This is a genomic window from Neptuniibacter sp. SY11_33 (genome assembly GCF_047778025.1).
GTDB lineage: Bacteria > Pseudomonadota > Gammaproteobacteria > Pseudomonadales > Balneatricaceae > Neptuniibacter.
Genome location: NZ_CP180543.1, coordinates 603910 through 623847, shown reverse-complemented (window position 1 = coordinate 623847; position 19938 = coordinate 603910). Strand labels below are relative to the sequence as shown.

Below are 19938 nucleotides of genomic sequence, written 5' to 3'. Positions count from 1 at the left end.
AATTATCTCAAATAACCTTGGAGACGTTGTTGAATCGCCTTAGGATTTTGCCCCTCTGCAATAAACATCAATCCCTCTAACACCATCTCTTGAGCCTGATATCTCATTGAGATCAGACTCTTAATTTTATTTGCTACCGGAATCAAGAAAAGATTCGCAATACCAATACCATAGATAGTCGCAACAAAAGCTGTAGCGATGCCGGCACCTAGGCCTTCAGGATCAGACAGGTTACTCATGACATGAATCAAACCTAAGACCGCACCAATAATCCCCAGCGTTGGTGCATATCCACCCATACTTTCTATTACTTTGGCACCTTGAAGATCTCGTTGCTCCATCGTAATAAGATCAACCTCTAGCGTACTTCTAATAACATCAGGCCCTTTACCATCAGCCAATAAAAGCAGCCCGGTCTTCACAAAGTCATCCTTATGCTTTTCAGCTTCACCTTCCAGTGCTAAAAGCCCTTTTCGACGAGCAATCACACACCATTGCACAATCTCATCACTTTTACCCTGAAGGTCTTGCTGATTTTTACCGAAAGCCCAACCAATCAATTTGATTGCGCGAGCAAAATCTTGTTTTGGCGACTGAATAATAGCAGCAGCTAACGTGCCACATATAACGATTGCCGCAGCAGGCAGGTTTAGTAGCTCCTGGGCATGTCCGCCCTCGAGATAGTTACCACCAAGAACGGCTGCAAAAGCTAGTAATACACCTATTACAGCAGTGAAATCCATTGCAACTACCTTCTATTACTCAAAATTGGCCCAAACTCGGTTAGGTCTAAAATTTCATTAGCTAGTCCGGCATTGACTACAGCCTGAGGCATACCATAAATGGTACAACTTGCTTCATTCTGCGCCCAGATTGTTGCCCCTTGCTGGCGTAGCATTTTTGCGCCATCCCGGCCGTCTGCACCCATGCCAGTCAGAATGATACCAAGTACTTTGTTGCCATAACTTTTAGCTGCAGATGCATAGGTAACATCAACACTTGGTTTATAGGTTAATCGCTCATCACCTGGCATAATTCGGATTTTATCCAGACCACGCGGATCAATTATCATCTGATGACCACCTGGTGCTAATAGCGCTCGACCTGGCATCAAACGATCTCCATCTTCTGCTTCTTTAACCGATATTTTACATTGTTGATCGAGACGGGTAGCAAATACCGACGTAAACGTCTTAGGCATATGCTGAACTAACAAAATAGGATGGGGAAAATTAGCAGGTAACTGAGTCAATATCTGCTGAAGTGCAGCAGGACCACCTGTTGAAGAACCAATGACTACAATTTTACAGCCAGAAGGAACTGAAATTTTTGACGCAGGCTTATACGCTGCACGCTTCTTCACCTCTGTTTGAGGCTGTTTTGCTTTTAACTGTGAAGTTACCGGTCGATCTCTCAGAGGCAAGTTAGAGGAAGAGCGCGGTCTTTCAGTAGGTCTTATAGGTTTTTCAGATCTTGCCGCAGGTGTAGTTCGGGCCGTTTTACTTTCCGTTTCAGGCCTAAACACCATCGACTTACTTTTACTATCGCCAGAACCAAATGGGGATATAAAGCTACTACGTAACTTTGAATGACGCGAACGACCAAGTTCAACGACTTTATCTCTAAGCTGTTTTTCCAAGGATGCAGAATGCTCCATCCAAGCACGCATATCTTTGGATAAGTAATCCAGAGCACCCGCTTCTAGGGCTTGAAGTGTGACCTGTGCCCCTTCATGCGTTAACGAAGAAAGCATCAGTATATTCGTTGGGCATTCCCGCATGATCACTCTGACTGCTTCGATGCCATTCATTTGCGGCATCTCCACATCCATAGTGATCAAGTCAGGTTTTAGCTTCTTGGCCTGCTCAACGCCTTCTTTGCCGTTTTGAGCAGAGCCAACCACTTCTATTCGACTATCCCCAGAGAGCAAGTCAGTAATACGGTGCCTAAAGAAACCAGAATCATCTACCACCAGTACCTTAATAGACATCTTTAATTGCTCTCATTCAGGTACATCAAGAAGCGTGATATTTCAGTAAGTTAGGGATATCAATAATCAATGCGATACGACCATCACCTGTAATAGTTGCACCCGACAAACCTGGTGTGCCATGTAGGATCGTACCTAGAGGTTTAATTACAACCTCTTCCTGACCTACAAGTTGATCAACTACGAATCCAACTCGCTGTGTACCAACCGTCACAATAACCACATGACCTTGTTCTGGTAGATCTGCGCCTTGCTGCCCATCAATTAACCAACGTTTAAGATGGAATAATGGTAACGCTTGATCACGAACAATAATCACCTGCTGACCATCAACAATATTTGTCTTCGTCAAATCAAGGTTAAAGATCTCGTTAACATTCACCAAAGGCAATGCAAATGCTTGATCTTCCAGGATAACCATCAACGTAGGCATGATTGCCAATGTTAGAGGCACCTGAATCGCAATACGCGAACCTTGACCGATTACAGAATCAATATTCAACGTACCGTTTAGCTGGGTAATTTTTGTTTTAACAACATCCATTCCCACGCCACGACCAGAAACATCAGAAATTTCTTTCTTAGTTGAGAAGCCTGCAGCAAAGATCAAGTTAAAACATTCTTGCTCAGTAAGACGACGAGCAGCTTCAGCATCCATCATGCCTCGTTCGATTGCCAGATTACGCAGTTTTTCCGCGTCCATGCCGGCACCATCATCTTGAATCACCAATAGAATGTGGTCACCTTCCTGCTCAGCAGAAAGCAATACATGACCTTCTCTTGGCTTACCTGCTGCTTCACGCACATCAGGTGATTCAATACCGTGGTCTACTGCATTACGAACCAAGTGAATCAATGGATCTGCAAGTGCTTCAACCAAGTTTTTATCTAAATCGGTATCTTCACCACGCAGCTCTAAGCGAATCTCTTTTTTCAAGTTACGTGACAGGTCACGAATCAAACGCGGGAATCGACCAAACACCTTCTTAACAGGCTGCATTCGCGTTTTCATAACTGACATTTGTAAGTCAGCCGTAACCATATCTAGCGTACCTAACGCCTTCGCCATCTCTTCGTCTTCACGGGTTACACCAAGACGAACCAAACGGTTTCGAACCAATACCAGCTCACCCACCATATTCATGATCTTGTCTAACAAGCGTGTATCTACACGAACATTACTTTCAGGCTGAGGTTTAGCTTGCTGGTGCGCAGCTTTAACAGCTGCCGCAGCAGCACTTTCACGTTTTTCAGGTTCAGGTGCAGCTGGCGCCGGAGCAGGTGCAGCAACAGGGGCTGGCGCAGCTGGAGCGGGAGCTGGCTCTGGGGCACTAACTGGCGCAGCAGGAGTTGGAGCTGTTTTTTCTGCAAACGCACCTTTGCCCTGAGATTGCAGTTCATCCAGCAATGCTTCAAATTCATCTTCTGTGATCAGATCACCACCTGCAGGTGCTGCTTCGGCAGCAGGTGCTTTTGAGTCACCCTCTGAACCAGGTCCTTTACCCTGGCCATGAAGTTCATCAAGTAATGATTCAAACTCATCTTCAGTAATAAGACCATCGTCAGCTGTGCTCTCTTCAGCGGGTTCAGGGCCGCCTAGATCATCTAAGAGCATATCAAACTCATCAGAGCTCTGATCTGCATCATTAGCTACAGGCTCGGAGGCAGGTGCTGGAGCAGGTTCAGGGGCCACTGGAGCCGGTGCAGCCTCTGCAGGTGCTGGCGCGCCACCGCTTGCAAAAGCAATTAGAGCCTGAATAAGTTGTGGATCAGCTTTTTCTGGCTCTTGACCGCCTCGTACGGCATCAAACATTACATTTACAGTATCAAGTGCCTGGAGTACTACATCCATTAGCTCTGGCGAAACTTTAATTTCGCCATTTCTCAACATATCAAAGAGATTTTCCGCGTTATGACAACAATCAACCATTGGATCAAGTTGCAAGAAACCTGCACCACCTTTTACGGTATGAAAGCCACGAAATATTGCGTTGAGCAGATCACTGTCATCCGGACGCTGTTCCAGATCGACTAATTGTTCAGATAATTGCTCAAGGATCTCACCTGCTTCGACAAGAAAGTCCTCAAGAATCTCCTGATCCACATCCAAACTCATACGGCGCTCCTCTTAAAAACCCAGACTGGAAAGCAAGTCATCAACTTCGTCTTGATTACTGACAACATCAGCACTTTCTTTGTTGACCTGCGGCCCTTCAGCCTGAATAGGATTCTTTTTATTATCCTGCTTTTCTTCTTCTGGTGCTGATGGAAGCACCTCGATGCCTGACAATTTTTCAACTTGGGCCGCCATCTCCATCAAACTAACTAGGTGCGTTTCAACATTAGTCACCAAGTTAATAACTCGACGGATCAACTGTCCCGTAATGTCCTGATAGCTCTGTGACACCACAATGTCAGTCAACTCCGACCGCAAAGTTGTAATTGTCTTTTCAGATTCTTCTTTTACTGCACATGTACGGTCATAAACACCATTCAAATTGTCGTGTTCTTTTTCCAATTGACCAACCAGCGACAATAGATCTTTAAACCGCTCACTCTGTGAATCTAAACGATCAACCAAACCCAGTGCCTTATCGACACGATCCATGGTTTCATGCGCATTTTTTTCAGTAACTTCAATTACATAATTAAGACGATCAGCTGCATCCGCATCTTTTGGCGCTGCATCATCATCTAATTCCAAGCTAGTTCCGAGCTCAGATGAAAAGGCTTTAATTGCTTCATGCAGACCACGAGTCAGGTGACCCACTTCACTAAAGAAGGTCTTATGTCTGAATTCATGGAGTTCTTGAATCAGATCCATGGCTTCAGATAGGTTTCCCTCATTGAGGACGGAAACCAATTCCTGAGCCTTCAACTGCAATTCCATTTCGAAGCGCCCTACACCTTTATCTGTTCCTGCAATCATTACAACGGACCCTATTTCTTAACCTAGGCGTTCAAAGATTTTATCAATCTTTTCTTTCAACACTGCTGCAGTAAATGGCTTAACAACGTAGCCATTAACCCCTGCCTGCGCAGCCGCTATAATCTGTTCTTTCTTGGCTTCAGCTGTAACCATAAGTACAGGCATATGAGCTAAGTTAGGATCAGAACGAACTTCTTTCAATAGATCGATACCGGTCATTCCTGGCATATTCCAATCTGTGACCAGAAAATCAATTCCTCCTTGTTTGAGGATTGGTAGTGCAGTCTGACCATCATCCGCTTCCTGAACATTTGTCATGCCCAGATCACGCAATAGGTTTTTAATAATTCGTCTCATTGTGGAGAAATCATCCACTACAAGAATTTTCATGTCTTTATTCAAGACGGCCTCCTGTTAGAACTACGCAACTTGTTGAGTCTACACTTAATTACCGCAATTACGTTGAGTCTGGTCAACCCTTTTTATTGCCAATCACTTAGTCGCGAGCGCAACCTTAACGCTGCTTGACTATGGATCTGACTAACTCGAGACTCACTTACACCTAAAACTTGACCAATTTCTTTTAAATTGAGCTCTTCATCATAATAGAGCGCTAATACCAACTTTTCCCGTTCTGGTAAGTTATTTATAGCTGCACTTAGCGCTTTTAAAAACGCTTCTCGCTCAAAATTTTGATTTGGACCGGGATCATCGTTAGCAAAAGATTCACCTGGACCTTCATGCTGAGGGTTGATCATCTCCTCAAAACTAAAGAGTCTGCTATCTAAACTATCCTTAAGCAAATTATGGTAATCAGCAACACTGATCCCCATTTCTTTAGCCACTTCTGAATCTGTTGCATCGCGCCCTGTACGACCTTCTATCTGCTGAATGGCTTCTGTTACGCGACGACTATTACGATGTACTGAGCGCGGCGTCCAATCGCCACGGCGTACTTCATCAATGATGGAGCCACGAATGCGGATCCCTGCATAAGTTTCAAAGCTCGCCCCTTTCGAAGCATCATATTTACTCGCTGCTTCGAGTAAACCGATCATGCCTGCTTGTATTAGATCATCCAGCATTACAGTCGCAGGCAAGCGAGCAAGCAAGTGATGTGCAATACGTTTAACTAGCGGCGCATACTGCTCAATTAGCTCTTCACTCGTTTGTAATTGCAGCTGGTTGTACATACCGCCTCTTTGCTAATCCGAAGGGCGAACTCCTTGAACGAGTCGCTCAACAAAAAACTCTAAATGACCTCGGGGCACAGTTTGAACTGGCCACCCATTTACTTTATTCGCTAATTGACGATATGCCAAGGAGACTTTGCTCTTTGGAAACGCTTTTAAAACAGCTACTTGACGCTGAACCGCCTTACGAACATTTTCATCATAAGGTATTGATCCTACATATTGAAGGGTCACATCAAGAAACCTATCAGTAACTGTTAATAACTTCCCGAACATATTGCGCCCTTCCTGCTCACTTCGCACCATATTGGCAAGAACACGGAAGCGGGTCATTTTATAATCCCGATTTAACAGTTTAATTAAAGCATATGCATCAGTAATTGAGGTAGGCTCATCACAAACAACCACCAAAACCTCTTGTGCAGCTTTAACAAAACTAACCACCGAATCAGATATACCAGCAGCTGTGTCGATAATCAGAACATCAGTATCATCTGCAACTTCATTAAAAGCATGAATTAATTCTGCATGCTCATGCGGAGACAGCGCGGTCATCTCTTGTGTACCCGATGAAGCCGGAACAACCTTTAGATGATCTCCTACATCGAGCATAATATCTTTTAAGCTACATTCACCATTCAGCACATCAGCAATATTCTTTTTCGGCCGCAAACCTAACATTACATCGACATTTGCCAAACCTAAATCAGCATCCATCAAGATAGATTTATGACCTAGATCACCTAAAGCTAGTGCCAAGTTCACGGATACGTTCGATTTACCAACGCCACCTTTACCACCGGTAACCGCAATAACTTTAACGGGTTTATGTTGATTCATTATTAATTCCCACCATTAACCCGTTTTATAGATTGAATCGAGCGCAGACATTTTCTTTTCTGCCTCTATAGCACGCTGAGCCGTAATAACAGCCCGACTGACTAACTCATGTTTTTTAGCAATATCTATATCATCCGGGATACGCTGACCATCCGTGACATAAGACACCGGCAAACGCTTCTCAACGATCAAAGAGATCGCTTCACCTAGGCTACCCGACTCATCCATCTTACTCAGAACACAGCCATTTAAGCCTAAACCCTGATAAGCATTAAACGCCTGTTCAACAACCCTACGTTGACTACTACACGAAACCACCAAGAGCTTTTTAAGACGCAAACTCACACCTTCAAGCATGGCCAGTTGAGCCTCACTATGCGGCTCGTTAGCATTGAGTCCTGCTGTATCGATCAGTACCAATCGCTTGTTTCGGAGAGAATGCAAAACGTCATCCAAGCTATTATTTTCATCAACAACTCGAACAGGAACGTCAAGAATTCGCCCAAAGGTTCTAAGCTGTTCATGAGCCGCAATTCGGTATGTATCAGTCGTGACCAACGCCATACTTGAGCTGCCGTATTTCAAAACATGACGCGCGGCAAGCTTACCAATGGTTGTAGTTTTACCGACACCTGTTGGTCCGACAAAAGCAATCATTCCTCCACGCTCGATAAAATCTTCACCCATCACAGGAATCGCATCCGACAAGCGCGTCAGTGCATTTTTCCATGCTTTATCCGGCGCTAAACCAGATTCAACATGAGAAAGCAGGTGCGTAGATAATTTTTCACTCACACCTAACAACTCAAATTTTTTCTGCAAAGGTGATTTTGTAGGAGCAGACGCTTGCACATTACTTTGGGCTAAAACTTGCTGACTTAGTAGATTTTTAAGCTGCGCAATTTCATCCTGCATTGACTGGATAAGATGGTCAGCCCCTTCATTCGAAGATGCTGCCGACATAGATAGCTCACTTTGCAGATCTAAACCTAGCCCAGAATCTTCCACCACAGGCTGTTGCATAAAGTTTTGGTGAGCTGTATTGGCTTTCTGTTTTTGCCTTTGTTTCAACGAAGTCAAAATCGTTCGCAGATCATCATCCTGTTCGATCTGCTTGTTTACCTGACCCGGAACGTCATAATTTTGACTTTCTTGTTTTCCCTGCGCTTCCGCTATCTGCATTCGTGCCTTTTGCAGCTCACCCTCTAAGTCTCGATTAGAAGCACCGCCGGCCGTAAGCACGTCAATTTGGGACTGCCGTTTTTGCGTTTTCTTTTGTTTACGCGAGAACTCTTGCTGAGCTGCTTCATAATCATTTTCATGAGCAGCCACAACCTCAACACCACCAGCGACACGATGGTTAGACACAATAACAGCGTCCGGACCAATCTCATCCCTAACCCGCTGCATAGCCTGCCGCATATCTGGCGCAAAAAAGCGTTTTACTTTCATATCAATTCCTTATCGGCCACCACAAGCTGGGCTGAAGTACGTTTATGCCGCATTTTCACCTCCCACTGTCGAGACAATTGTGACCTTTTTATTTTCAGGAATTTCCTGATAGGAGAGCACATTAATTTGATGCTCACCATACCTAACAAATTTAGCCATGAGCGGTCGCACCGGCGCCGCGACTAAAAGAACTGATGGACGCCCCATCATCTCTTGCTGTGTTGCAGCTTCTGACAAAGAGGACTGCAGCCTCTCAGCCATACCCGGCTCCAACACCAATCCATTATCTTGCCCCTGCTGAACCGAGTTCAATAACAGCTGCTCCAATTGAGGAGCCAAGGTAATCACCGGAAGCTCAGCCTCAGAACCATTGATGTTTTGAACAATTAAACGAGATAAAGAAACCCTTACCGCCGCCGTTAATGCCAATGGGTCCTGCGTCCGATTAACCGCATCCGCCAATGATTCAGCAATCGTACGAAAATCTTTTAACGGCACCTGCTCCATCAACAAATTTTGCAGCACCTTAAGAAGAATACTGAACGACAATTTAGCTGGAACCAACTCATCCACCAGCTTCGGAGAGCTCTTCGTAAGCATATCCAATAACTGCTGCACCTCCTCATGCCCCAATAATTCATGCGCATGAGACTGTAGCAACTGATTCATATGCGTCGCTACAACTGTGGAAGCATCTACCACTGTATAACCCAGTGATTGCGCATGTTCTTTTTGCGATTGTTCAATCCAGATTGCATCCAATCCAAACGCAGGGTCTTTTACCTCTACACCTTGCAACTTACCAAATACTTGGCCTGGGTTAATAGCCAATTCACGGTCTGGATATACTTCTGACTCACCTACAACTACACCCATCAAAGTAATGCGATAAGCGCCTGGCAAGAGATCTAGATTGTCTCGAATATGCACCGAAGGCACCAGAAAACCTAAGTCCTGCGACAGTTTTTTCCTCACACCTTTGATGCGGCTCAACAACTGACCACCCTGCATCTTGTCAACCATTGGGATTAAGCGGTAACCCACCTCAAGACCAACCATATCGACTGGCATCACATCATCCCAATCTAACTCTCGCTTCTCTGATTCGTCCTCTTCAGGCATTTCAGCTTCTTGCTGCGCTTGCTCCTCTTGTACAGTTTCTTTCTCAACCTGCTTTTTGTGGATCCACCAAGCACCGCCGCCTGCAAGCAAAGCCAAAGACAAGAAAGCAAAATGCGGCATGCCCGGGATAATACCCATTATTGTCAGAATACCAGCAGCAACCGCCAAAGCCTTTGGCGATGCAAACATTTGAGATACAACCTGACCACCCATATCATGGGAAACATTCTGACGCGTAACCATAATCGCCGCTGCAGTTGAAAGCAGCAATGACGGCACTTGCGCAACCAAACCGTCACCAATGGTTAGTAGCGAATAGAAACGCATGGCAGTCTCAAAATCGAGATCATGCTGTAACATGCCGATACCCAGACCACCCAAAAGGTTGATTACAAGAATCAAGATACCCGCAACCGCATCACCACGAACAAATTTGGAAGCACCATCCATCGAGCCATAGAAGTCAGCTTCTTGCGTTACATCCTCTCGCCTTGCTTTTGCCTCTTCCTGCCCAATCAACCCCGCGTTCAAGTCAGCATCGATTGCCATCTGCTTACCAGGCATAGCATCCAAGGTAAAGCGAGCACTTACTTCCGAGATACGACCCGCGCCTTTAGTCACAACAACAAAGTTGATAATAATCAGAATAAGGAAGACGACAAAACCAACAACGTAATTACCGCCAATAACGACTTCACCAAAAGCCTCGATTACCTTACCAGCAGCGTCCCCCCCCTCATGACCATAGAGTAAAACCACACGAGTCGATGCCACATTTAAGGCAAGGCGCATTAAAGTGGCCACCAAAATAATGGTAGGGAAGATGGCAAAATCTAGGGGGCGATTTGAGTAGACACAAACCAATAGAACAACAATTGAGAGGGCTATATTAAAGGTAAAAAGCACATCCAATAGAAAAGGAGGTACCGGCAACGTTACCATTGCCAAAATGACAAGCAGCAGCAAAGGTACGCCGATATTACCGCGCCCTAAACTCTTAACATTATTAAATATAACCGCCTTATCCACTCAGACCCCAAACGTCAAAAAAACATCACCATAAGAATAAGCACTCAATTCACCACACAAACAGACATAGATATAGCAATAAAATCTGATGTTTTTTTGACGAATAGTTATGCCGACCCTAAATTCTGCAATTTTCACGCCAATTAAAGGTCATCTTTGAATTCATCAGGGATAGGTAATTTATCAACTTGCAAGCTGCTTGGACGCTCCGCTTCCCGCTCTTTATAACGCTTCAACTGGAAGACATAAGCAAGCACTTGAGCTACAGCCATATAAAGGCCGGATGGTATCTCATCATCTATTTCTGTGGAATTATAGATCGCACGCGCCAAAGGCGGTGCAGAAAGGATTGGTATATCATGTTCTTCGGCTATTTCTCGGATCTTTAATGCCACAAAGTCCGCTCCCTTAGCCACTAAAATCGGCGCACCACGCCCCTCATTCTCGTATTTTAAAGCGACAGAGTAGTGAGTCGGGTTGGTAATAACTACATCGGCTTCAGGCACTGATTGCATCATCTGCCTTTGAGCAATTTCACGCTGCAGCTGTCTGATACGCCCTTTAACCTCTGGCTTACCTTCAGTGTTTTTCAACTCATCTTTAACCTCTTGCAAGGTCATTTTCATTTTTTCGGTATAGTCATACAACTGATAAGGCACATCGACAACAGCCACAAGAATTAAAACCGCACTCAGCGCCATAAACACCCAGATAATGGTCTCTAGAGCAGCATCTATTGCTGGTCTCGCCTCAAATGTACCTAAAGCAAGCAGATCCCCCCTAATGGTCCACAAAATCAATATGGCAAATCCACCAACAAGAGAGAACTTTGCAATCGCCTTAAAAAGCTCGATTAATGACTTTAGGGAAAACATCCGCTTAAGACCTGCCAGAGGATCTATTCGACTACCTTTGGGCGCAATCGACTGCGCACTGAAGTTCCACCCCCCTAAAGCAATAGGCCCAACCAAAGCAGCGATTAAAAGAACTCCAAATATCCCAGCTAAACCCATGAGTGATTCTTTGGCTGAAATAGCGAAATGAGCCAACATTTTGTTAGTATCGAATACTGCATCTCTATCGAGAACAAAATTACTTTCCATAACCCCAAGCATGCTATTAGCGAGCTGAGCACCGAAAATAATTACAGAAAAAACCGCTGCCATAAGCACTAGCGTTGTCGCCAGTTCTTTCGACCGCGGTACGTCCCCCTTCTCCCTAGCTTCTTTTATTCGCTTGGGTGTGGGGTCTTCTGTTTTTTCCTGACCAGAATCTTCAGCCATAATCGCGCATCACAGAAAAAGGCTCTCGATATAATCCAAAACAAAGGCAGATATCCGCATATACTGATCTAAGAAACCACCCAAGTTCACCCAGTTAATAAATAAGCCAAGCACCATGGTAAATGGAAAGCCTACCGCAAGAATATTTAACTGCGGCGCTGCTCGAGACATGATACCAAACGCCATGTTTACCACTAAAAGAGCCGTTACAGCCGGCAATGCCATCAGCATAGCAGCTGAAAACATCCAACTACCCGCCATCAAAATTCGCCAGTAGCTCCTTCGATCTATTGCTTCCAAGCTTATAGGAACAACATCAAAGCTTCTCAAAACTATTTCAATCATAACCAAGTGACCATTAAGCGCCACAAAGATCATCATAATCAATGTCAGATAAAACTGACCCAACATAACAACCGAAATCCCGTTAGCAGGGTCCGTCATTGACGCAAAACCAAGACCCATCTGTAGAGCTATCATCTGACCGCCCAAGACAAATACTTGGTAAAATACTTGGAATAGAAAGCCTAGCATCGCCCCAACCAGAATCTGCTGGGCAATAATTAGATAGGTATTAAAATGCAGACCATCGAACTCAGGCATCGTCGGTAGCAATGGCGCGACGACAACGGTAACCGCTAGAGCCAAGAACAAACGCACACGGGCATTAACAAGCTGACTACCCAGTAAAGGTACAGCCATAAAGAATGAAGCGATTCGAAAGAAGGGCCACAAGAAGGCCGCTACCCACTGTTCGATCTGCAGAACACTCAGTTCAAACAAGGGGTTAACCTATAAGATAAGGAATGTTTTTCACTAGAGTAGTGAAATGCTCAGTCAACTTGGTTAAAAGCCAAGGGCCTGTCCACATAATTACAAGAATCGTAATTATGAGTCGAGGCAAAAAGCTCAATGTTTGTTCGTTAATTTGTGTCGCCGCTTGAAAGGTTGATACCGCTAAACCCACGATCAAGCTTGGCACAATCAAAACACTAACGATCAAGACTATTAACCAAAACGCCTCGCCAAAGAGACTAAGTACGACTTCGGGTGTCATATTTCCTCCTTAGCTATATACCAAAACTGGCAGCTAATGTGCCTATCACCAGCGCCCAACCATCCACTAATACAAATAGCATAATTTTGAATGGCAAAGAAATAATTACTGGCGATAGCATCATCATACCCATAGCCATCAATACACTGGCAACCACCAAGTCGATAACTAGAAATGGGATAAACAACATAAAACCGATCTGGAAGGCAGTTTTTAATTCACTAGTTACAAATGCCGGCACAAGCACGGTAAAAGGGATCTGCTCAGCTGTTTCTACGGCCGGCGTACCAGAAATCCTCATAAATAGATCTAAATCACTTTCACGAGTTTGCAGCATCATAAAATCACGAAACGGACCACTTGCCGCCTGAAAAGCCTCAAACACTCCCATCTCTTCATTTACATAAGGTGTTACAGCCTGCACATACACCTTATCCAGAACTGGCGTCATAATAAACAGCGTCAAAAACATCGCCATGCCGACCATAATTTGGTTCGATGGCGTTTGTTGAAGACCTAAAGCCTGCCGAAGAATGGCAAAAACAATAATGATACGGGCGAAAGAGGTCATCATCATGAGCATTGCTGGCAGGAATGTCAGCATGGTCATGAGTGCGAGCACTTGAAGTGTCACACTGTAATTACTTTCACCATTTTCTCCGGTTGTAAGCGTTACAGCCGGAATTCCCACATCTGCAGCGTTAACTAGCGGTGGAAAAAGAAAGGAAACAAGAAGAATTGAAACTAACTTAATCAGCTTCATCAACGCTCCGTCGTTTTGATATAGCCTCTCCTAGGCGTGCAGCAAAACTCTCACTCGGCTGATCATCAACAATAGGCTCATCAAATGCGTGCAGATGAGAAACACGGCCTGGCGCCACACCCAGCAATAGCTGTTTATCACCCACTTGGACTAACACTGCTTTTTCACGTGTACTCAAAGGCAATACGCTTAAGACTTTCATATGGCGAGCCATTGGCGAAACACCGCTAAAACGTTTAAAACACCAAGAAAGGATAAAAATCATACCAATGACAAACAGCAAGCCCAATAGCAATTGTGTAAGGGCAGCCGCAGAGAATGGCTCTTGATAGGTTGTAGCAGGCACGACCGAAGGCTTTGCACCCGAAGTAGTTTCAACACCCAACGCTAAAGCAGTGGGCGAGATAGTAAAAAACAGGCATAACAACCAAGAACGCATAGATTACTTAAGACGCTTGATTCGTTCTTGAGGGCTGATCACATCGGTCAGACGAATACCGTAACGATCATTTACAACAACCACTTCACCATGCGCGATGAGTGTTCCATTCACCATAACATCCAAAGGCTCACCTGCAACGCGGTCTAACTCAATAACAGAGCCCTGATTAAGCTGTAACAAGTTGCTAATTGGAATGTCAGTTTGACCTACTTCCATAGAGAGCGTTACAGGAATATCCAAGATTACATCAAGCTTAGGGTCTGTGACTGGCGTACCTTCATCAGTTAACTCGTCCAACTCAACTGAATCACCCGTCACACCTGTTTCGGCAAGCAAAGCATCAGGGTCGACAGCTTCGCCACCCTCTTCGGTGACCTGCTCTTCCATGGCCGCAGCCCATTCGTCAGCTAACGCTTGCTGGTCTTCAGTTTCATCACTCATTGCTTTTGCTCTCTATAATACAATCGCTTGCACATTTATTTAGGGCGTTGGATTTGATCAACTATTTTAACGGCCAAATTCCCTCGGGAAACACCCATAGTGCAATTATAAACCGGTACTTTGTTAGCTTTTAACTCAAATTTTTCAGGCAGCTCGATCGGTATAACATCGCCAGCCTCTAACTCCAAAACATCACGTAAAGTCATATCTTGTTGCGCAAGCGTCATCTCTAATGGCAATCCGGCCATTAAAATATCTCGCTGAAGAGCAATCTGCCAACGCTCATCTTTTTCATCTTCACTATTCTGGAAACCAGATACGAGAAGATCACGAATCGGCTCTAACATTGAATACGGCATTGCCACATGAAATTCACCAGAGCCTCCCTCAAGATCCACTTGAAAAGTACTCACAACCACAACTTCAGTTGGATTGATGACGTTCGCCATAGCCGGATTCATTTCATGACCGAGGTGTTCAAAGGTAAGCTCTTTGACTGGAGCCCATGCCTCTTCAAGATCAATAAAGAACTGCTCTAAGGCTTTATGGATAAGACGCGTCTCAGTTGGTGTAAACTCTCGACCTTCGATCTTGGCATGACGCCCATCACCACCGAAGAAGTTATCCACCAACTTAAATACCAGCTTAGCATCCATAATAAACAGAGCGGTACCACGTAGCGGGTTGACTCTGATAAGGTTCATACTAGTAGGAACGTACAAGGTGTGAATGTAATCACCGTACTTCATCACCTGAACACCACCTACGGTCACATCGGCTGCGCGGCGTAATAGGTTGAAAAGGCTGATACGGGTATAACGTGCAAAACGCTCATTGACCATTTCGAGCGTAGGCATTCGGCCACGAACGATTCGCTCGTGACTGGCAAGGTCGTAACCTCGGACATCGCCTTCTTCTACTTCCGCATCTTCAGATGTTTCAACATCCCCATCATCAACACCATGCAACAGAGCATCGATTTCATCTTGCGAAAGTAAGTCTTTGACCGACATTTAGGAATAATCTCCTATCAGCCTAAATTGCATTACTGCATAACCATGTTAGTAAACAAGATAGTTTCTACACCCGGCTTACCAATTTTTTCCTGCATAATCTCGCGTACAAGGTCAGTTGAGCTTTCTAGCAAAGCCTCTTTACCTTCAACTGTTTGCAGAGTGCGGAAATCTTGAGTGCTGTACAGATTATTTAAGCGCGAAACAATCAAAGGCATATGCAATGTCAAAGCATCAGCTACCGCCTGATCGCGACTTTTCGCTTCTACATACAACTGCATGTAATGCGGTCTATTGTCACTCGACTGCAGAGTCACAACAAACATTGGCTTGCCGCCCATCGTTCTTACTTTGGTATAAATAGCCTCTGCTCGAACTGGCTCAGCCGGCGCAGCTTCTTCGCCCGCTGGCTCACTATCACCACCTAAGAAAAATAAAGCAGCTGCAGCACCACCGCCACCGACGACAACAAGCGCAAGCACAGCAATTATGATCAACTTGAGCTTAGATGATTTCTTTTCGCCGCCTTCAGCGCCTGTTTCTTGCTCTTCAGCCATCTCTATATCTCCAACAAAAAGCGCGATACTCTACAGTATGAACCACATATCGCTTAAACAGTATTGCGCCTAATATAACACACTGATTTTAAGGCTGAAGATCAAGAACACACAAAAATACTATTTAGAGCAAAGAGCCTTGTAAAAGCATAGATTATATTAGCTAAACAAAGCTCACAAACTGCTCAATTAAGCGTAATAATCCACCAGAGATACCGATCGAGCATTTTCTGGTTGAGCCCCCTCTTCCCCTTCGACACCAACGCTTCCACCATACTGGTTACCAGAGCTATCACCGTCTGCAAACTGCTCTCGTCGTTGCTGATCTGCAGACTGGTCAGAAACCGAGGAATCCTGCAGCGCCAAACCCTGCTCGGCAAACATCTCACGTAATCTCGGTAAACTTTGTTCAACCGCATCTCTTACATGAGCATGAGGCGAGGTAAAGTTAAGACTCACCTGATCCTGATTGATATTCACTCGAATATTAAGCGAACCCAACTCGGGTGGATCCAACCTAATCTCTGCCACTCGCGTATTTTGAGCTGCAATCATGATTGCTCGTTCGCCCAACGCATTGTTCCAAGCAGGCGTATTCACTTTAACATTTTGAGGCATCATCAAATTTTGCCCCTCAGTAACAACCTTTTGAGCCGCTGTAGGCGAAGCAGAATTCACCTGACCAATAGTATTTGAGGCCAAACGCTCCACTACCTGTGTAGCTGTCACATCCCCTTTTTCACTTGCGGCCACTTTTTGCATCAGCTGCTGAGTCATATCCAAAGCGGATTCAATCTTCTTAATGCTACTATTTTCCGTCTGGGGAGTAAGAACCAAATCCGATTTAGCGCCCTGTGAAGATACCGATTGCTCTGTTACTGCACGATTAGCTGATTTCGCAGCATCAACCTCAACCTTTCTTGCAGTTGGGTCAAACGGTTTGACTTCAGCATCATCAGTGACAGCAACTGAATTTTCACCTCTCATTGGAGCAGATTTTGTGTCTGACTGATCATTTACAGATGGAGCACCAACCTTAACGGACGGATCATTAGCACCTACCTGCTGTGAATTAGACGCATCCGCTGCTGCATTAGCTGCAGCTTGTGATTGCTGAGCCATTTGCTGATTGTGGGGCTGAGCATTTGAGCTAGGAACACCAGCAATATTCGCAGCATTAACAGCGTCTTTCGCAGCTGCATTTTGATGCGAACCTTGATCTTCAGTATGCTGAGCTGAATTTGGAGATGTAGCCGTTGTAGGGACTGTAGAGACAGCACTATTAACATCTACTGACGGCTGAGCTTGAGAATTACTCGCTCCCACAATAGGAGTTTGAGCGGAATTTTTATTAGCGCGTGAAGCTTCAACTTCTTGCTGAGTAGAAGCAACCTTTGCATTTGGATCTACTGAGTCAGTCTTCGGCGGAGGAGTAATAACAACTTGATTCTCGCCACCCACCGCAGCTACACCAGGGTTACTCGGGACCGAAACGACTTTATCCGAACCAGCATTTGAAGGAATAGATCCTATCTCTTTCTCACCATCACTTGTGGCCGGCATTATTGGCTGCTGTTCAGTATATTGGCGCAGCGCTCTCGCCAGTTCAGAGCTCAACTCTGGCGGCAGTTGAGAATCTTTAGCCGACTGCTGTTCCAAAAGATGAGCAATTTGGCGAAGCTGATCCTGCATCTGATCTTCAGGCAGTAACTCCTCTAACTTCTGCGGCAATGCCTCCCCGTCAGGCGGCAACATCCCGCCGCCAGAAAATTTAGCGACAGGCGCACCTGAATCAGCCTGTTGATTCAGAACTGAACCAAAACCACCTAACAACGGAACAGTCCCGGAGGCCGCAGACTGCGAACCTTGTGGGGTTATAGATAAATTAAGAGATAATAATCCGCCTCCAGTAGACGGGGATACTTGCTCACTCATTTCAGGCTCCTATTAATATTGCCTGATTTGAATAAAGCAAGATGAAGGCCAATTTAGATAAAAGGTGTTTTTATAACCTGGGAGCGTTCATCTAATTGCTTTTGCAGCGCCTTTTCTTCTTCAAGCTGCTCAGTCTCAATGGCTTTATCTGTGAGCTTCTGCAAACCTTTCATTCGCGCATATGCAGCCTTCCAATGCTGTTCTACAGCCTGAAGCTCTCTTCTATTCTGCGCCATGGCATTTGCTTGAGTCGATTTTGCTTGTTGAATTTTTTCTAAAAATGCCTGCTGAGTATGCAATTGAGCGCCCGTACAGCCTTCAGCATGCGCTCCTAAGTAACTTTGCTGATATTCAGAGACATACTCATCCAATTGAGCCATGGTACGTTGATCCTGCTCAACACGCTGACGGCTCGCGGCTAAAAACTGATCTGCTTGTTTCTTCTTTTTTTCAGCCAGATCTAAAACTAGCTGCAAGCGCTTTGAACGTTTACTCATTTTTGCAGCCCATTAGTTACTGCAGGTCGACGCAATTGCTGCTGTTCGGGCTCTGCATTTGGTGTTGGCGGCGTGGTCAGAATCATCACCATCTGCTGCATAGACTGCTGCAAAGGAAATGCTTCATTTATCCCCTGTCTTAAATAGGCATTCATCGAAGGTAAATTATCCATAACAAAATCAGTGTCAGGATCACTACCTTTAACATAAGCTCCAACATTAATCAGATCTTCATTCTGCCTATATTTAGAGTATAACTGCTTAAACCGCATTGCCATCTGCAGATGATCTGGCTGAATAATTTGCGGCATAGCTCGACTGATAGAGGCTTCGATATCGATTGCAGGATAATGCCCCTGCTCAGCTAAACGACGAGACAATACAACATGCCCATCAAGAATCGCTCTTGCGGAGTCTGCCACCGGATCTTGCTGATCATCCCCTTCCGTCAGCACTGTATAGAATGCAGTAATTGAGCCACTTCCAGCTTCGCCGTTCCCTGCCCGCTCAACCAACTTTGGAATCTTGGCAAATACGGAAGGTGGATAGCCTTTTGTTGCTGGCGGCTCCCCTACAGCTAAGGCAATCTCGCGCTGGGCCTGTGCATAGCGGGTCAGTGAATCCATTAGCAATAGAACATTTTTACCCTGATCCCTGAAGTATTCTGCAATCCGAGTAGATAGCTGAGATGCCCGCAAACGCATGAGAGGGGAATCATCTGCGGGGGAAGCAACAACAACAGATCGCTTTAGACCTTCCTCGCCGAGACTATGCTCAATAAACTCTTTAACTTCTCGACCACGCTCACCGATTAAGCCCACAACAATGACTTCAGCCTCGGTAAAGCGAGTCATCATACCAAGCAGTACTGATTTACCTACACCACTACCGGCAAACAACCCCATCCTTTGACCGCGACCAACTGTAAGCAAACCATTGATCGTCCGAATACCAACATCAAGGGTTTGTTTAATAGGGTCTCGCAATAATGGATTGATAATTTCCCCGGCCAACCCCGTTTCCGCTTCAGGCTGCAGAGGACCTTTGCCATCAATGGGCTGACCAACCCCGTTCAACACCCTACCTAGAAGGCTCATACCCACAGGTACTTTGCCAGAGGCACTCAAGGCAATAACTTTGGTGCCAGACTGCAGGCCTTCAATGGGATATAGCGGCATCAAATAGATCCGATCACCAGAGAAACCTACGACTTCCGCTTCGATCTGTTGATCAGGGGATAACTCTATATAGCAGCATTCACCGACCGCGCACTTAATACCGACCGCCTCTATTGTTAGGCCGATCATACGGGTAATACGCCCCTCAATTCGAGGTTGAGGTGTATCTAGACGATGCTTTTGATATTTAGATAAACGACCCAATAACTCACTCATG

At 45.2% G+C, this 19938-nt stretch carries 20 protein-coding genes; all 20 read right to left on the bottom strand.

The features are described from left to right. Nucleotides 1-2: 2 nt before the first annotated feature. Nucleotides 3-743 (bottom strand): flagellar motor protein, encoded by a 741-nt coding sequence (locus ACMXYV_RS02670; RefSeq protein WP_415890241.1) that lies wholly within the window; start codon nt 741-743, stop codon nt 3-5. 5 nt (nt 744-748) lie between these two features. Then, nucleotides 749-1990, bottom strand: a complete 1242-nt coding sequence (locus tag ACMXYV_RS02665; protein ID WP_415890240.1) for a protein-glutamate methylesterase/protein-glutamine glutaminase — start codon at nt 1988-1990, stop codon at nt 749-751. A gap of 25 nt (nt 1991-2015) precedes the next feature. Further along, entirely contained in the window at nt 2016-4106 is a 2091-nt protein-coding gene (locus ACMXYV_RS02660; RefSeq protein ID WP_415890239.1) for a chemotaxis protein CheA, read from the bottom strand. 12 nt (nt 4107-4118) lie between these two features. Continuing rightward, complete coding sequence (locus tag ACMXYV_RS02655) at nt 4119-4919, bottom strand: protein phosphatase CheZ (protein ID WP_415890238.1); 801 nt, start codon at nt 4917-4919, stop codon at nt 4119-4121. A gap of 18 nt (nt 4920-4937) precedes the next feature. Further along, nucleotides 4938-5321 carry a chemotaxis response regulator CheY gene (gene cheY / locus ACMXYV_RS02650; RefSeq protein ID WP_040661672.1) on the bottom strand — a complete coding sequence of 128 codons (384 nt, stop codon included), beginning with the start codon at nt 5319-5321 and terminating at the stop codon, nt 4938-4940. An 80-nt stretch (nt 5322-5401) separates the two neighbouring features. After that, on the bottom strand, nt 5402-6112 hold the full coding sequence (locus tag ACMXYV_RS02645) for an RNA polymerase sigma factor FliA (protein ID WP_415890237.1): 711 nt from the start codon (nt 6110-6112) through the stop codon (nt 5402-5404). A gap of 12 nt (nt 6113-6124) precedes the next feature. Further along, a complete protein-coding gene (locus ACMXYV_RS02640; protein WP_415890236.1) occupies nt 6125-6952 on the bottom strand; it encodes a MinD/ParA family protein in 828 nt (275 codons plus the stop codon). A gap of 15 nt (nt 6953-6967) precedes the next feature. Further along, nucleotides 6968-8404 (bottom strand): flagellar biosynthesis protein FlhF, encoded by a 1437-nt coding sequence (gene flhF / locus ACMXYV_RS02635; RefSeq protein WP_415890235.1) that lies wholly within the window; start codon nt 8402-8404, stop codon nt 6968-6970. A gap of 42 nt (nt 8405-8446) precedes the next feature. Further along, nucleotides 8447-10555, bottom strand: a complete 2109-nt coding sequence (flhA, locus tag ACMXYV_RS02630; protein WP_415890234.1) for a flagellar biosynthesis protein FlhA — start codon at nt 10553-10555, stop codon at nt 8447-8449. Nucleotides 10556-10698: 143 nt separating this feature from the next. Next, nucleotides 10699-11838, bottom strand: a complete 1140-nt coding sequence (flhB, locus tag ACMXYV_RS02625; RefSeq protein ID WP_415890233.1) for a flagellar biosynthesis protein FlhB — start codon at nt 11836-11838, stop codon at nt 10699-10701. A gap of 9 nt (nt 11839-11847) precedes the next feature. After that, nucleotides 11848-12621, bottom strand: coding sequence for a flagellar biosynthetic protein FliR (gene fliR / locus ACMXYV_RS02620; protein WP_415890232.1), 774 nt, complete (start codon nt 12619-12621; stop codon nt 11848-11850). 4 nt (nt 12622-12625) lie between these two features. Beyond that, nucleotides 12626-12895: a flagellar biosynthesis protein FliQ gene (gene fliQ, locus ACMXYV_RS02615; protein ID WP_415890231.1), complete on the bottom strand. Its 270-nt coding sequence runs from the start codon at nt 12893-12895 to the stop codon at nt 12626-12628. A gap of 13 nt (nt 12896-12908) precedes the next feature. Continuing rightward, nucleotides 12909-13658 (bottom strand): flagellar type III secretion system pore protein FliP, encoded by a 750-nt coding sequence (fliP, locus tag ACMXYV_RS02610; RefSeq protein ID WP_415890230.1) that lies wholly within the window; start codon nt 13656-13658, stop codon nt 12909-12911. After that, on the bottom strand, nt 13645-14097 hold the full coding sequence (gene fliO / locus ACMXYV_RS02605; RefSeq protein ID WP_415890229.1) for a flagellar biosynthetic protein FliO: 453 nt from the start codon (nt 14095-14097) through the stop codon (nt 13645-13647). The genes fliP and fliO overlap by 14 nt, the downstream gene beginning before the upstream one ends. A 3-nt stretch (nt 14098-14100) precedes the next feature. After that, nucleotides 14101-14541, bottom strand: coding sequence for a flagellar motor switch protein FliN (gene fliN, locus ACMXYV_RS02600; protein ID WP_415890228.1), 441 nt, complete (start codon nt 14539-14541; stop codon nt 14101-14103). A gap of 35 nt (nt 14542-14576) precedes the next feature. After that, nucleotides 14577-15554 (bottom strand): flagellar motor switch protein FliM, encoded by a 978-nt coding sequence (gene fliM, locus ACMXYV_RS02595; RefSeq protein WP_415890227.1) that lies wholly within the window; start codon nt 15552-15554, stop codon nt 14577-14579. A 32-nt stretch (nt 15555-15586) separates the two neighbouring features. Further along, nucleotides 15587-16111, bottom strand: coding sequence for a flagellar basal body-associated FliL family protein (locus tag ACMXYV_RS02590; RefSeq protein ID WP_415890226.1), 525 nt, complete (start codon nt 16109-16111; stop codon nt 15587-15589). 189 nt (nt 16112-16300) lie between these two features. Next, entirely contained in the window at nt 16301-18046 is a 1746-nt protein-coding gene (locus ACMXYV_RS02585) for a flagellar hook-length control protein FliK (RefSeq protein ID WP_415890225.1), read from the bottom strand. A 53-nt stretch (nt 18047-18099) separates the two neighbouring features. Next, the gene (fliJ, locus tag ACMXYV_RS02580) at nt 18100-18543 is read right to left on the bottom strand and encodes a flagellar export protein FliJ (protein ID WP_415890224.1); all 444 of its coding nucleotides are present in this window, start codon (nt 18541-18543) and stop codon (nt 18100-18102) included. Further along, a complete protein-coding gene (fliI, locus tag ACMXYV_RS02575) occupies nt 18540-19937 on the bottom strand; it encodes a flagellar protein export ATPase FliI (protein WP_415890223.1) in 1398 nt (465 codons plus the stop codon). Before fliI ends, fliJ begins: the two co-directional genes overlap by 4 nt. Between the last annotated feature and the right edge of the window lies 1 nt (nt 19938).

Bases quoted from the DNA above. Each gene is read 5' to 3' on its own strand.
- ACMXYV_RS02670 (WP_415890241.1), bottom strand. From the start codon at position 743: ATGGATTTCACTGCTGTAATAGGTGTATTACTAGCTTTTGCAGCCGTT.
- ACMXYV_RS02665 (WP_415890240.1), bottom strand. From the start codon at position 1,990: ATGTCTATTAAGGTACTGGTGGTAGATGATTCTGGTTTCTTTAGGCAC.
- ACMXYV_RS02660 (WP_415890239.1), bottom strand. From the start codon at position 4,106: ATGAGTTTGGATGTGGATCAGGAGATTCTTGAGGACTTTCTTGTCGAA.
- ACMXYV_RS02655 (WP_415890238.1), bottom strand. From the start codon at position 4,919: ATGATTGCAGGAACAGATAAAGGTGTAGGGCGCTTCGAAATGGAATTG.
- ACMXYV_RS02645 (WP_415890237.1), bottom strand. From the start codon at position 6,112: ATGTACAACCAGCTGCAATTACAAACGAGTGAAGAGCTAATTGAGCAG.
- ACMXYV_RS02640 (WP_415890236.1), bottom strand. From the start codon at position 6,952: ATGAATCAACATAAACCCGTTAAAGTTATTGCGGTTACCGGTGGTAAA.
- flhF (WP_415890235.1), bottom strand. From the start codon at position 8,404: ATGAAAGTAAAACGCTTTTTTGCGCCAGATATGCGGCAGGCTATGCAG.
- flhB (WP_415890233.1), bottom strand. From the start codon at position 11,838: ATGGCTGAAGATTCTGGTCAGGAAAAAACAGAAGACCCCACACCCAAG.
- fliQ (WP_415890231.1), bottom strand. From the start codon at position 12,895: ATGACACCCGAAGTCGTACTTAGTCTCTTTGGCGAGGCGTTTTGGTTA.
- fliP (WP_415890230.1), bottom strand. From the start codon at position 13,658: ATGAAGCTGATTAAGTTAGTTTCAATTCTTCTTGTTTCCTTTCTTTTT.
- fliO (WP_415890229.1), bottom strand. From the start codon at position 14,097: ATGCGTTCTTGGTTGTTATGCCTGTTTTTTACTATCTCGCCCACTGCT.
- fliN (WP_415890228.1), bottom strand. From the start codon at position 14,541: ATGAGTGATGAAACTGAAGACCAGCAAGCGTTAGCTGACGAATGGGCT.
- fliM (WP_415890227.1), bottom strand. From the start codon at position 15,554: ATGTCGGTCAAAGACTTACTTTCGCAAGATGAAATCGATGCTCTGTTG.
- ACMXYV_RS02590 (WP_415890226.1), bottom strand. From the start codon at position 16,111: ATGGCTGAAGAGCAAGAAACAGGCGCTGAAGGCGGCGAAAAGAAATCA.
- ACMXYV_RS02585 (WP_415890225.1), bottom strand. From the start codon at position 18,046: ATGAGTGAGCAAGTATCCCCGTCTACTGGAGGCGGATTATTATCTCTT.
- fliJ (WP_415890224.1), bottom strand. From the start codon at position 18,543: ATGAGTAAACGTTCAAAGCGCTTGCAGCTAGTTTTAGATCTGGCTGAA.
- fliI (WP_415890223.1), bottom strand. From the start codon at position 19,937: ATGAGTGAGTTATTGGGTCGTTTATCTAAATATCAAAAGCATCGTCTA.